The sequence below is a fragment of the Sphaerisporangium melleum genome (assembly GCF_014646695.1).
Lineage (GTDB): Bacteria > Actinomycetota > Actinomycetes > Streptosporangiales > Streptosporangiaceae > Sphaerisporangium > Sphaerisporangium melleum.
On the sequence record NZ_BMNT01000005.1, the window covers coordinates 164,861 to 177,064 of the forward strand.

The following is a 12,204-nucleotide window of genomic DNA, read 5'->3' on the forward strand; positions in this document are numbered from 1 at the left end:
CGGCCGGCCCGGCCGTGGGGTCAGGGCGTGCTCATCATCTCCAGAAGGCCAGGAATCCCAGGCCGAGGTTGTTCAGCAGGTCTTCGACCAGGCCGCCGATGAGCCCGGTCGCGGTGCTCCTGGCCTGCTCGCTCAGCGCGTTGATGGCGTGCGAGGGCGGCTGCCAGGGGATCCAGGACGGGACGGCGGACATCGCGGTCACCACCACGAAGAACGCCACGGTGCCCACGATGATCGTCGCCACCATACCCGCGCCCGGGCTGCGGATCACGGCAGTGAGCGTGCGCGCCACGGCCTTGCGCGGCGCTCCCCCGCCGGGCAGCACGAAAAGGCCCGCGACGAATGCCGCCGCCCCGAAGGAGGCCGCCTCGTCCGTGCCCATGCCGGCGGCGAAGCGCAGCCCGCCCCAGACGCATGTGGCGAACAGCGCGGCCAGCGGAGTGATCAGCACGGTGCTCAGAGTGGCCCTGATCAGCGCCCACGGTGTGCCGAGCACGGCCATCAGCGGGTCGCTCGTGCTGGCGCCCCTGACCGAGCGGCGCTCGGCCAGGTCGCTCCACAGGTGCTCGCCGACGCGCAGGCACAGCACCACGACCACCATGAGCACGCTCACCAGGACGGGCAGCAGGCGGGCGCCCGCCACGGCCACGGCCAGCATGAGCGCGGCCAGCACCGGATGGCCGGCGCGGTAGCGCGGCCGGTCGGGGTCGCGCCGCGGCTCCGGGCCACGCGCGGGGGCGTACGGGTCACGGCCGGGAGCGTACGGGTCGGGGCCCGGGGCGGGCGGGTACGCGCGCGGCGGCTGGGTGGCCGGCGGGACACTGCCCCTGGTCGGGGCGGGGTAGGCGGGCGGCGGTGGCCCGGCCACCCGCTGATCCGGATACGGCATCGGGGCGTACTGGCCAGGCGCCGCGTACGGCGCGGGAGGGTGCCCGGTGGCGGGCGGGGGCGGCGCGAAGGCGGCCGGGGCGGGCGCCGGGGCCGGCGGCGGGGCCTCCGCCCGGCTGCCGCGCCTGCGCTCGGGCTCGGCGTACTGGACCGGCGGCAGCAGGTCGGAGAAGCTGTCGTCACGGTCGAGCATGGTGCGCTTGGTCGGCGGCAGGTCGCCCGAGCCGCCGATCACCCGGGTGCCGTCCGCCCCGCCCAGCACGTGCGTGGCATCCGGCATCGCGCCGGGGGCCTCGCCGGACAGGACGCGCGTGCCGTCAGGCACCTGGGGGCCGCCCAGCCGCCGGGTCTGGCCGGCCGGCGCCGCGGACTCGCGCAGCTCGGTGGTGTTCGGGTCCAGGGACCTGGCCATCGCCAGCAGCCGCTGGGCGTTCGGCCGCGCGGCGGCGTCCACCGCGAAGGCGGCGCGCAGCCAGCCGCGCAGCCACGGCGGCGCCTGGTCGATGTTGGCCCGGCCCTCCATGATGTTGTAACAGACCGACTCGAACGAGCCCGACCCGAACGGCGGCTTGCCGGTCGCGCCGAAGAAGACCGTGGCGGCCAGGGCGTGCACGTCGGCCGCCTGGGTGATCGCGTCGTCCCTGATGATCTCGGGCGCGAGGTAGCCGGGGGTGCCGACGAACATGCCGGTCTGGGTGAGCCGGGTGGCGTTGACCAGGTGGGCGATGCCGAAGTCGATGACCAGCGGCTCGCCGCCGACCAGCATGACGTTGGCCGGCTTGAAGTCGCGGTGGATGACGTCGGCGGCGTGGATGGCGATCAGCGCCTCCGACAGGCCGCGGGCCAGCCGCACGACTTCATGCGCGGGCAGCGACCCGTCGGCCAGGACGGTGTCCTCCAGGGTGCGGCCGGGGGCGTACCGCGTGACGATGTAGGGCGTGGCGCCGGTCAGCTCGGCGTCCAGCACCTCGGCGACGCGCGGGCTGCGCACCCGCCGCATGGTCTCCACCTCGCGGGTGAGCCGGTCGCGCGCCTTGAGATCGGCGGCGACGTGCGGGTGCAGGACCTTGACGGCGACCTGCCTGCCCTCCTCGTCGAGGCCGAGGTGGACCACGCCCATCCCGCCTTCGCCGAGCCGGCGCAGCAACCGGTACGGGCCGAGTCTTTCCAGCGTGTCCGGCACGGTCTCCCCCGTCATCCAGTGTTCTTCCGAAGCTCTTCCAGGCGGCCGAGCAAGGAGCCGACGTCCACCGGACTCCAGACTGCATCGCCCAGCGGCGCGACGAGCGTGCCGACCGCGTAAAGCGCCGCGAGCGCGGCCAGCACCCCGAGCACCGAGGTCAGCGCGATGGCGGTGCCCCGGCTCGGGAACGCGGCGGCCAGCGCCCGGCCCATCTGGCGTCCCGGCCCCTCCACACCCGGGCCCGCGCAGATGATCCACAGAGACACGGCGACGCCCCAGCTCAGGGCGGTGCCGAGCGGGATGCTCTTCACCAGGAAGGTGAGCACCAGCGTCACGGGCACGCCCAGGATGAGAGCGTACGGCACCAGGGCCAGGGTGACGCCGATCGACTTGACCAGCGCTCCCGGCCGTCCGAGCACGCGCAGCACGTCGCCGGCGGCGGCCGCGGCCGGTCGCCGGGAGGCGAGCGCGGGCTGGGCGATGTCGGCCGCCCGCAGCAGCACGGCCACCGGGATGACCAGCACCGCGGCCAGCACGGGGATCGCCACCGCCGCGCCGATCGCGATGATTAGCGCCAGCACGGCCGCCGCGGTGTACACCGGGGAGCCGGAAATGTCGCCGGTGAAGTTGGGCGTGGCCTCGGGCGGCAGGTGCACGGTCGGCACGTACGACCCGGCGGGCTGCGGCTGCGCCGGGTGCCGCACATGCGGTGTCCGCTCGAAGATGTCGGGGGCCTGCTCGAACAGCGCCTGCGGGTACGGCCGGCCGCCGGGCGCCGCCTCCTGGCCGGTGTGGCCGGAGCGACCGGGCCCGGACGGGGTGGCCGGCCCGTGCCCGGGGACGCCGGGGGACGGCGGGCGGCCGGTGCCGGGGGCCGTTGAGCCGCGCGCCCCCGCGCCCGGACCGGACGGGCCGGGCGCGCCCATCGGACCGCCCGGTCGCACGAGGCCGGGCAGGGCGCCGGACGGCGGTGTCGTACCCGGGGTGCGATAGGCGTCGCCCTTGGCCTCGCCCAGCTCGTCGGGCCGCACGCGGCGGGTGGGCACCTCGCCCTGGTCGAGCGGCGCCGCCGGAGCACCCGTCCACGGGCGGGACGGCCCGGACGGCGGGGTGTACCGCGTGGGCACCTCCCCCTCCCCCGGACCGGCCGCGCGGTCGAGGCCGAGACCGGCTTTGCGCAGGTCGTCGCCGGTGACCCGGACGGTCGGCCACGGGTCTCCCGGAGCCGGGCCCTGCGGCGCGTCGCCGAGCAGCGAGACGAACTCCCCGGCGGGCGTCCCCGTGGCGGCTCCGGCCGGCGCGCCCGTACCGGTGAACGCTCCAGCGGACGGGCCCACGGATGTGCCGGCCGCGGCTCCGGTGCCCGCCTGGGAGGACGCACCCGCGGTGGTGGACGCGGCGGCGGCGCCGAGGCCACGTGGCTCGGCGGACGCGGCGAGGCCCGCGGCGGGAAGATCGGTGGCGGGAACCGCCTCCGGCCGCACCGGGCCGGCGTCGGGGCGGCCCGGCAGCGGGGGCCGCGGGTCGGGCAGCGGCAGCGACGTCCCGGTGGCCGGGAGGCTCGGCATGTCGGGCACCGTGCGGATCTCGTCCGGCACGCGCGGGCGGCCCGGCGCCGACCGCGGCGGCACCAGGACGGCGAGCTGCGCGGCCAGCTCGGCCGCGCGGGGCCGGCGGGCGGGGTCGCGGTTGAAGGCGGCGCGCAGCAGGGGGCGGATGACGGCCGGCGCCGCCTCGATGTTCGCCCGGCCCGCCGTGATGTTGTAGAAGACCATCTCCAGGGTGCCCTTGCCGAACGGCGGCGCGCCCGTGGCGGCGTAGAGCATGGTGCCGGCCCAGGCGTGCACGTCGACCTCGGGCCCGGCCTCGTGGCCTTCGATGATCTCGGGCGCGAGGTAGCCGGGCGTACCGATGAACATGCCGGTCTGGGTGAGCCGGGTGGCGTCCACGGCCTGGGCGATGCCGAAGTCGATGAGCACGGGCTCGCCGTCGAGCATCAACACGTTGCCCGGCTTGAGATCGCGGTGGATGACCCCGGCGGCGTGCACGGTCGAAAGCGCCTCGGCGACGCCGTGGGCGAGCCGCAGCAGCGGACCGGCCTGCAGCGGGCCATCGTGCTTGACCGCGTCGTCCAGCGGCCTGCCGGGGACGTAGCGGGTCACGATGTAAGGCCTGCTGCCCGTCACGTCGGCGTCGAGCACCTCGGCGATGTGCCTGCTGCGCACCCGCCGCATGGTGTCGACCTCGCGGGCGAGCCTGCGGCGGGCCACGTCGTCCCCGGTGACCTCGGCGCGCAGCACCTTGACCGCGACCTGCCTGCCCTGGGCGTCGAGTGCGAGGTGCACCACGCCCATGCCGCCTTCACCCAGCCGCCGCAGCAGCCGGTAGGGGCCCAATCGGTCGTCCTGATTCATCTGATCTCCGGCGGTGCCCCGGCTTCGGTGACCGGAGGGAAGCGCCTTGCTCCAATTGTCACGGTTCGCTCACTTTGTGCAATGCCCGTACCGGAAAGGTCCGGTCGGCGAATCATGGCATGGCACACCGACGGATCCGCCCTGCGCGGGCCCGTGCACCATCGCGGCCGGCAACCCCCCTTGCCTGCCGGTCGGCCGGCGACCTCCCCGCGGCGGCCACCGGTCTCATCATTGAGCCCGGCGCGGAGACCAGAGCGCTGCACGCGCTCGCGGCCCTTGACGGCACGTAGCACCATACCGGCTTAAACCCCGCCCATGAGAGGAACCAAGAGGCGACATTCCCGGTAGTACAACGGCCCAACCGGCCCCAAAGGTTTCCGATTCCGGGAAACTCCCCTGACCGGCGCCGGTCAGGCGGCGAGAGGAAGCACCTCGGCGGTCTTGAGCCGGGCCAGCGCCGCACCGGCGAGCGCCAGCTTGGACCCTCTTATCCCACTGCCGACCACCAGCAGCGGCCGGCGCGCGACCTCGGCGTCCACCAGCACCGGCCAGTCGTCCGGCAGCCCGAGCGGCGTGATGCCGCCGTACTCCATGCCGGTCAGCTCGACGGCGTCCGCCTGCGCCGCGAAGGACGTCTTACGCGCGTCCAGGTGCCGGCGGACCACCCCGTTGACGTCGGCGCGCATCGTCGCCAGCACCATCACCGCGGCGTACCGCGTCTCGCCGCCCCGCTTGGCCGCCACGATCACGCAGTTCGCCGACTCCTCCAGCGTCACCCCGTACCGCTCGCAAAAGGCCGCGGTGTCGGCCAGCGCCGGGTCGATCGGCGCCACCGCCACCTCGTCGGCCGTCGTCTCGACCGCCCGGGCGACCGGCGGGGCGAGCAGATCGGGCCGGCCGGCGGCGGGCACCCAGTCGAGCGTGCCGAGCTTCATGTGGGTCAGGCCTCCTTCAGGACGCGGTGGTGGAGCTCGGTCACCACCTTACGGGCCGATTCCAGGGCCCCCGCCTGCCACGCGATCAGGTGGGTGAGCCAGTCCCCCGCGAAGTACACCCGGCCCGCCGGGCGCTGCAGCAGCCGGAACGCCTCCTGCGACGACCAGCGCACCCACGCCCCCTCGATGTGCGGCTGCCGCCGCCAGGAGATGGAGGCGCTCGCCAGGACGCCCTCGGCGTACTTGGCGCCGTGCACCTTCCTCCCCTGGGCGAGCGCGCGGCGCAGGCGCCGCGGATGGGTCATCGCGCTGTAGACCTCGGCGTCGGCGCCGGTGTTGTAGTAGCCCACCACCAGGCCCCGCTCGCCGTGGAAGCCGTAGGAGGGGTACCAGATGTGCCCCACGTCGAGGTCGGTCTCGGTGGCGCCGCCGTACACGCGGTCCTCGATCTCCCACCACCGCCGGCCGTACTCCAGGCCGAGCTTGCCCGCCGAGACCGGCACCGCGGCCGACAGCGCCGAGCGGACCTTCGCGCCGAGGTTGCCGGGGATGCCGGCGAGCAGGTGCGGTGGCAGGGCCGCGACGCAGAACTCGGCCCGCAACGGCGCACCCCCCTCGACCGCGACCTCGACGCCGGCGGCGGTGCTGGTGATCCGGGTCACGCGCGTGCCGGTCCTGATGCGGTCGGCGCCGACCCGGGCCGCCAGCGCCCGGACGATCGCGTCCATCCCGCCCACCGGCTGGAACATCGGCATCGCCTGCTCGTACCCGGCGTCCATGGTGAGCACCCGGCCGAGGCCCTGGCTCAGCACCTCGGTCAGGGACGGCACCACGCCGAGCCCCTCGCCCGGCCCGACGCCCGGGTTCACCCGGAAGCCCCGGCGTTCCCCGCCCGCGTACGCGTGGGACGGGCCGATCTCCCCGAAGCGCGACAGGAAGTCCAGCAGCCGCTCCTTGTCGGCGGCCGTCAGCCGCGCGTCCAGGGCCCCCTCGTCGGTCGCCTTGGCCAGCAGCTCGGACACGTAACCGTAGGCGTCCGCGCGGGCGGTGCGCACCCGCACGGGCGTCTTCATCCCGGTGGTGAGGACGTAGGCGGCGGAGTTGCCGTTGACGAACACCTCGAGCGGGACGCCCAGCTCGCGGCAGTAGTCGAGCGTCACCATCCACTGCGCGATGCGGGCGGGGCCCGCGTTGAAGTACGTGCCCTCGCCGAACGTGATCCGCTGAAGGCCCCCGGCGCCTCCCGCGGGCGCGGTCGCCGTCAGGGGCAGCTCGGTCAGGGTGTCGCCGCCGCGCAGGGTGAGGTTGCGCCCGCCCACCCGGTCGCGGGCCTCCAGCACCGTGCAGTCGTACCCCGCCTTGCCCAGCTCGTACGCGCAGGCCAGCCCGGCGACGCCGCCGCCCAGCACGAGCACGCTCGCGGGACGGCCGCCGCGCAGGGCGAAGTCGGAGCGCTGCGGCGGGACGTACGGCGCCGGCGCGGGCGAGCCGCCGACCACCGGCACTGGGGCGGTGTCCCCGGAGGGGGCCAGGCCGAGCACGCCCATGGCGGCGTACATGGCGCCCGCGCCGCCGGCCGCGCCGATGCCGACCAGCAACGACCGCCGCGTCAGCCCTCCCAGGCGGGAAGGCCCGTGGCCGGCGCGGGAGCCGCCGCGCCGGGCCGCCTCGTCCGGCGCGGCGCCGCGGTCCGGGGAGCCCGGGTGCGGGGACCCGGCGTATGCGGATCCGGCGGACGGGGAGCCCTCGTGCGGGGACCGCGTAGGCGAGGAGCCGTCTTCGTGGGAGGAGGAGTCGTCGTGCCGGTTGGGGGGACCGTCGCTCATCGGCTCAGCCGTACACCCCGCTGCCGCAGGCGACCTGGCCCGCGATCATGGCGAAGATGCCGAGCAGCGCCATGATGTCCCGGAAGTCCTCGGTGGTGAACTCGGTGTGCCGCGGCCCCGCCGAGCGCACGCCCGGGATCAGCGCGCAGCCCGCGGCGATGGCCGTGGAGTTCCATTCGACACCGAGCGTGAACGGCGGCGTCTCGGCGTGCGGCCGGAAGTCGCTCAGCCGGTTCAGTGCCCGGGCGGTCGCCTCCCTGATCAGCGCCTGGGCGACGCTGGGCGGCAGCAGCTCGGCGGCGAACCGGTCCACGCCCTTCTTCACCGCGACCGTCTCGACGTCCCCGAGCAGCTCGCGTGCCTCTTCGCAGACCGCCTCGTCCCCGGTGACCAGCGCCACCGGCACGCCGAGGAACCCGGCGAACCCGGCCACCAGCCGCGTCTCGCCGCACACCTCGCCGTTGAGGTACACGTTCTGGATCTCCTTGCCCATCCACGTGTGGTTCAGCACGCCGTGCTGGGTGCCCGCCCGCGCGTGGTACCCGGCGAAGCAGGCCGCCTGGAAGCCCGCGGTCAGCCCCTGGGCCATGCGCATCGGCTTGCCGGGGCCGCGCAGCAGCGTGGCCCGGGGATCGAGCAGGTCCACCCGGAGGTTCTTGGTCGAGCCGTGGGCGTCGTTCACGGTCACGCCCGTCGCCCCGGCCTCGTACGCGCCCGCGACCACGGCGTTGGCGTCGGCGGTCATCAGCTCGCAGCCGCGCTCGTAGCCGCGGCCTCCGGCGTGCATCTCCTCGGGGTCGGTGAGCCCGGTCACGCCCTCCATGTCGACCGAAACGTAGACCTTCATCGCCCTCCCCAGCTCTCTACCCGCTTGACGTCGCCCGCGTCCATGAACCCGAACTCACGGGCCATGATCGACGCGATCGTGTCGCGCCACGGTACCGGGATCTCCTCAACGGCCGGAGGGTAACACCGCTCCAGCCAGGCGGTTGACCCGGGTGTGGCCTGAAGGTACTGAGCGGCGCGGGCGAACGGGGTGTCCTCGATGCCGGGGACGTGCGCGCAGCCGTACTCGATCATCTCCTGGCCGCCGTAGGGCGGAGGCTGCTGCCACTTGCGGGCCACCGGCCGGTCGGCCGTGATCGTCGTCCGCATCGGACGCCGCTCGACGGCGGCCTGGATCAGCTCCTTGTACAGGCACTTGCCGCACCGGCCGCACGGACCGGCGTTGTCACCGCGCAGGCACCAGCGCACCTGGTCGCGCAGCTCGGAGCCGAGGGCGTAACGCATCGTCATCGCCTCGCTGATGCCGCCGACCGGGAGGACCAGCGGCAGGCCCGCGGCGGCGAACAGCCGGCCCCACGGGCCATGGCCGGACCACATGGGATTGTCGGGCGTGTACCGGTGCACGTACCGGCCGCCGCCCAGCCACCGGGAGCCGATCTCGTACCCGAGGGCCACCCCGCCGAAGTCGCGGGCACCGGCCAGCAGGATGACACCGATCATCACGGCGTGGTGCTCCGGATATCCGGGACGGGGATGACGCAGCAGGAACTCCAGGTCCGACTCGACCGGGGTCACATCCCTGCCGGTCTGCTCGGCGAGCGCGGCCAGCACGTCGGAGCGGTAGTGCGTCCACCGGTTGGGAACACGCGGGTGGCTCACCCTGCGGAAGTGGACCAGCGGCGCGTCCGGCAGCATCGCCGCCACCGCCGCGGAGTCCGCTCCCCCGCTGTAGGAGATCGCCAGCCGGGCGCCCGCCGGGCGCTCCCCCTCGCCGACCGGCCCCGCGTCGATCCCCCAGCCGCTCTCGAACGCCGCCGCCAGTTCGGCCGAGATCGGCCGGTCGAACACCACGCGCCGCCGGGTCCACGGCGCCGCCACCGTCCAGGCGGCCAGCGCGAGCAGGTCGGGATGCACGGCCTGCGGGCCGGACGGCGACCCGGCCGGCAGCCGCACGTGGCAGGTGTCGGTCGACAGCTCCACCCGGTGCGCGTCCGTGACGGTCCCGGTGAGCTCCTCCCCGGCGTCCAGCCGCAGGCGCAGCCGCCAGACGTCCCCCTCGGACGTCCAGACCACCCTCACGACGCCGCTCCGCCACCCCGGGCCGCCACTCCGCCCTCGGCCACCTCGCCGGAGGCATCGCTGGGGGCGTCGCCCTCGCGCAGGTCGTCCACCGCCTGCCAGAGGCGCACCTCGGCCTGCAGCAGGTGGTCCACCGCCGAGGCGGTCTCGGTGGCAAGCCGGTGGGCCTCCTCGACCTTCCCGGTCAGGGCCGCACCCGGCGCCGCCTGCGGCGTGCCCGCGCGCTTCACCTCGCGCCGGAGCTGCTCGACCTCGCGCCGCAGCCCCTCGATCTCCCGTTTGAGCGCCTGGACCTCCCACAGCGCGTCCCGGACGTCCTGCCGGTGGTCGGCCCGCGTGACATAGCGGGCGTCGAACCGGCCGAGCACAGCGCGCCGCACCCGCAGAGGCGCCAGCACACGCATCACGAACCGAGCCATGACCGGTCACCCTAACGGCAATCCATGATCTACCCGAATCCGATAGATGACCGTTCCATCACACTTCCTGACAGACGCTCATGACTCTCACCACCCACGAACACCCCAGCCCTCAGCGAACCACCTGCCCCTGGCCATGACGCCGCTCGAAGATACTCCGACGGGGCGAAGAGGCCGATCGTGATGTCGCATCTCCCGTGGGGCCGGGTGGCCCGCCGGCCGTGGATCGTCGAGGGAGCACACGGCGGGCGGGCGGCGGAGGTCATCTCACGGGAGGAGCCCTCGCTGGTAGGCGCGGACGAGACGGCGTGGGACCAGGACTTCCCGTCCGCTCACGGTGATCGGCACCATGTCGGGAGCGGTGGCCTTCCACTGGCTGCGCCGGTGGCGGGTGTTGCTGCGGGAGGTCCTGCGCTTGGGCACGGCCATGGCTACCAGCTCGCCTTCGTGACGCCGGGAAGCTCGCCCCGGTGGGCCATCTCCCGGAAACGGATGCGGGAGAGCCCGAACCTCCGCAGGTGCCCTCGAGGACGCCCGTCGACGGAGTCGCGGTTGCGGAGGCGGGTGGCGCTTGCATCGCGCGGCTGGCGTCCCAGTTCTCGCAAGGCCCGCTCCCGCTGCTCAGGAGTGCCGGCGCGAATGATCTTTTTCAGCTCTGCCCGCCGGGCCGCGTGACGGAGGACCACCGCCTTCCGCCGCTCGTTGGCGGCGATCTTGCTCGTCTTGGCCATCAGATCTTCTCTCCCCTGGCGCGGATCGCGGCCACGGCCTTCTCGATACCGATCTTGTCGATTGTCTTGATCGCGCGGGCGCTCAGCATGAGCCGGACGAACCGGCCCTCGCTGGGCACCCAGTAGCGGCGCCGCTGGATGTTGGGCTCCCACCGGCGGCGGGTGCGCCGATGGGAGTGCGAGACCGTGTTGCCGAATACCGGCGCGACACCCGTGAGCTGACAGTGCGCGGACATCAGTCCCTCCCAGGGCGCCGATCGGACCGCCTCAGCCGGTGCGCGGTGTCCGGGACGTGCTTCTTCATCGGTCCTCCTTGAAGATCGCGTGCCGACGGAGGACCGGGTCGTACTTGCGGAGCACGAGCCTGTCGGGGGTGCTGCGTCGGTTCTTCCTGGTGACGTAGGTGTAGCCGGTGCCGGCGGTCGAACGGAGCTTGATCACCGGGCGTAGCTCGTTTCGGGCCAATGCCGATCCTTTCTGAGCGCGGACTGTGTCATGATAACGACAACGGTTTTCATTTAAGCATTGGGAGGTGCCGTGTCCACCCCAGTCGTCCTCGTCGCCGGCCTGCATTCCCCGGCTCGCACCGCGACCGTCGACCGGCTGCTGAACGAGCACCCGGCATCGCTCGCCGTGCACCACGACCTGCGCGCGATCACCACCGACCGGGTCGAGCGAGTGGTCCGCAACGCGGCGGGAGTGCTGGAGGTGACCGACGTACGACTGGCGCACGGATGCGTCACCTGCACCGTCCGCGAAGACCTGCTCCCACTTCTGGCACGCCTGGCACCCACCGCCTCACTCCTGGTGGTGGACCTGTGGGACTCGGTGGAACCACGCCCGGTGGCCGAGGCGATCGACCGCGACGAGGCCCGCGACGTGCTGCGCCTGACCTCGGTGCTCACCGCACTGCACACCGAGTGGACTCCCGTCGACATCACCCGCGGCGACCGCCTCACCGAGGTCGGCAGACCCGCCGCCAAGGGCGACCAGCGCTACCTGGCCGAGGTCCTGGCGCGGCAACTCGAGTACGCCACCGGTCTGGTGCTGTACGGCGGCGGCGAGGAGGATGACGAGCTCTCCCGGGCGGTGCTCGCCCACCTCGCCCCCGTCACGCCGGTCCATCAGCTCACCGGCCTGCCTGAGGTCACCGGCGGGGCGCTGTGCGCCACCGAACTCGCCGAACGCGTCGATCCCGCCACCGCCCGCCTCCCCTGCGACGCCCGGAACGAAGAGATCACCACGGTGGTGTGGCGCCGTACCCGGCCACTGCACTCCGGTCGCCTCTTCGAGGCCGTGGACGAGCTGGTCACCACGACGGTCCGCTCCCGCGGGCGGTTCTGGCTCGCCGGCCGGAACAAGCGGATGCTCGCCTGGGACGCGGTGGCCGGCGTCATCTCGGTGGAGGACGCCGGGCCCTGGCTGGCCGCGCTCCCGGACTCCGCCTGGGACACGGCTTCACCGGCCCGCCGGGCGGCGGCCGCCCTCGACTGGCACCCGGTGCACGGCGACCGCGTCCAGCACCTGGTCTTCACCGGCCCGGACCTCGACCGGCGGCACCTCCACGGCCTGCTCGACTCCTGCCTACTGACCCATGAGGAGGAGACCGCGGGCCCGCTCGCCTGGGCCGCCTACGACGACCCGTTCGCCCATCTCCTCGACGCGAGAGAGACCGCATGAGGCCGCACCGGCCCTGGCGGACGCGGAGCCGGAGCCGGAGCCG

General features: G+C 74.1%; 12 protein-coding genes. 1 reads left to right on the forward strand and 11 read right to left on the reverse strand.

The features are described from left to right. Positions 1–34: 34 nt before the first annotated feature. The 11 genes from IEY93_RS06060 to rpmG all read right to left on the reverse strand — a co-directional run bounded on the left by IEY93_RS06060 (position 35) and on the right by rpmG (position 10,946). Positions 35–2,086 (reverse strand): protein kinase domain-containing protein, encoded by a 2,052-nt coding sequence (locus IEY93_RS06060; protein WP_189161961.1) that lies wholly within the window; start codon positions 2,084–2,086, stop codon positions 35–37. Next, complete coding sequence (locus IEY93_RS37875; RefSeq protein ID WP_203968353.1) at positions 2,083–4,485, reverse strand: serine/threonine-protein kinase; 2,403 nt, start codon at positions 4,483–4,485, stop codon at positions 2,083–2,085. The genes IEY93_RS06060 and IEY93_RS37875 overlap by 4 nt, the downstream gene beginning before the upstream one ends. A 410-nt stretch (positions 4,486–4,895) precedes the next feature. Next, positions 4,896–5,420 carry a YbaK/EbsC family protein gene (locus IEY93_RS06070; RefSeq protein ID WP_189161962.1) on the reverse strand — a complete coding sequence of 175 codons (525 nt, stop codon included), beginning with the start codon at positions 5,418–5,420 and terminating at the stop codon, positions 4,896–4,898. Positions 5,421–5,425: 5 nt separating this feature from the next. Next, complete coding sequence (locus IEY93_RS06075; protein WP_229690898.1) at positions 5,426–7,246, reverse strand: flavin monoamine oxidase family protein; 1,821 nt, start codon at positions 7,244–7,246, stop codon at positions 5,426–5,428. 4 nt (positions 7,247–7,250) lie between these two features. After that, positions 7,251–8,093, reverse strand: a complete 843-nt coding sequence (locus tag IEY93_RS06080) for a M55 family metallopeptidase (RefSeq protein WP_189161963.1) — start codon at positions 8,091–8,093, stop codon at positions 7,251–7,253. Beyond that, on the reverse strand, positions 8,090–9,331 hold the full coding sequence (locus tag IEY93_RS06085) for a DUF6395 domain-containing protein (protein WP_189161964.1): 1,242 nt from the start codon (positions 9,329–9,331) through the stop codon (positions 8,090–8,092). The genes IEY93_RS06080 and IEY93_RS06085 overlap by 4 nt, the downstream gene beginning before the upstream one ends. Next, on the reverse strand, positions 9,328–9,750 hold the full coding sequence (locus IEY93_RS06090; RefSeq protein WP_189161965.1) for a hypothetical protein: 423 nt from the start codon (positions 9,748–9,750) through the stop codon (positions 9,328–9,330). Before IEY93_RS06090 ends, IEY93_RS06085 begins: the two co-directional genes overlap by 4 nt. A 267-nt stretch (positions 9,751–10,017) precedes the next feature. Continuing rightward, positions 10,018–10,179, reverse strand: coding sequence for a 50S ribosomal protein L32 (rpmF, locus tag IEY93_RS06095; protein ID WP_189161966.1), 162 nt, complete (start codon positions 10,177–10,179; stop codon positions 10,018–10,020). Positions 10,180–10,181: 2 nt separating this feature from the next. Continuing rightward, entirely contained in the window at positions 10,182–10,481 is a 300-nt protein-coding gene (rpsN, locus tag IEY93_RS06100; RefSeq protein ID WP_189161967.1) for a 30S ribosomal protein S14, read from the reverse strand. Beyond that, a complete protein-coding gene (rpmB, locus tag IEY93_RS06105; RefSeq protein WP_189161968.1) occupies positions 10,481–10,717 on the reverse strand; it encodes a 50S ribosomal protein L28 in 237 nt (78 codons plus the stop codon). Before rpmB ends, rpsN begins: the two co-directional genes overlap by 1 nt. A gap of 64 nt (positions 10,718–10,781) precedes the next feature. After that, positions 10,782–10,946, reverse strand: a complete 165-nt coding sequence (gene rpmG / locus IEY93_RS06110; protein WP_189161969.1) for a 50S ribosomal protein L33 — start codon at positions 10,944–10,946, stop codon at positions 10,782–10,784. Positions 10,947–11,018: 72 nt separating this feature from the next. Between rpmG and IEY93_RS06115 the strand changes: the two genes are divergently transcribed. Continuing rightward, positions 11,019–12,161 carry a GTP-binding protein gene (locus IEY93_RS06115; RefSeq protein WP_189161970.1) on the forward strand — a complete coding sequence of 381 codons (1,143 nt, stop codon included), beginning with the start codon at positions 11,019–11,021 and terminating at the stop codon, positions 12,159–12,161. Positions 12,162–12,204 lie beyond the last annotated feature (43 nt).

Bases quoted from the DNA above. Each gene is read 5' to 3' on its own strand.
- rpmB (WP_189161968.1), bottom strand. From the start codon at position 10,717: ATGTCCGCGCACTGTCAGCTCACGGGTGTCGCGCCGGTATTCGGCAAC.
- rpmF (WP_189161966.1), bottom strand. From the start codon at position 10,179: ATGGCCGTGCCCAAGCGCAGGACCTCCCGCAGCAACACCCGCCACCGG.
- IEY93_RS06070 (WP_189161962.1), bottom strand. From the start codon at position 5,420: ATGAAGCTCGGCACGCTCGACTGGGTGCCCGCCGCCGGCCGGCCCGAT.
- IEY93_RS06075 (WP_229690898.1), bottom strand. From the start codon at position 7,246: ATGAGCGACGGTCCCCCCAACCGGCACGACGACTCCTCCTCCCACGAA.
- IEY93_RS37875 (WP_203968353.1), bottom strand. From the start codon at position 4,485: ATGAATCAGGACGACCGATTGGGCCCCTACCGGCTGCTGCGGCGGCTG.
- IEY93_RS06060 (WP_189161961.1), bottom strand. From the start codon at position 2,086: ATGACGGGGGAGACCGTGCCGGACACGCTGGAAAGACTCGGCCCGTAC.
- IEY93_RS06090 (WP_189161965.1), bottom strand. From the start codon at position 9,750: ATGGCTCGGTTCGTGATGCGTGTGCTGGCGCCTCTGCGGGTGCGGCGC.
- IEY93_RS06080 (WP_189161963.1), bottom strand. From the start codon at position 8,093: ATGAAGGTCTACGTTTCGGTCGACATGGAGGGCGTGACCGGGCTCACC.
- rpsN (WP_189161967.1), bottom strand. From the start codon at position 10,481: ATGGCCAAGACGAGCAAGATCGCCGCCAACGAGCGGCGGAAGGCGGTG.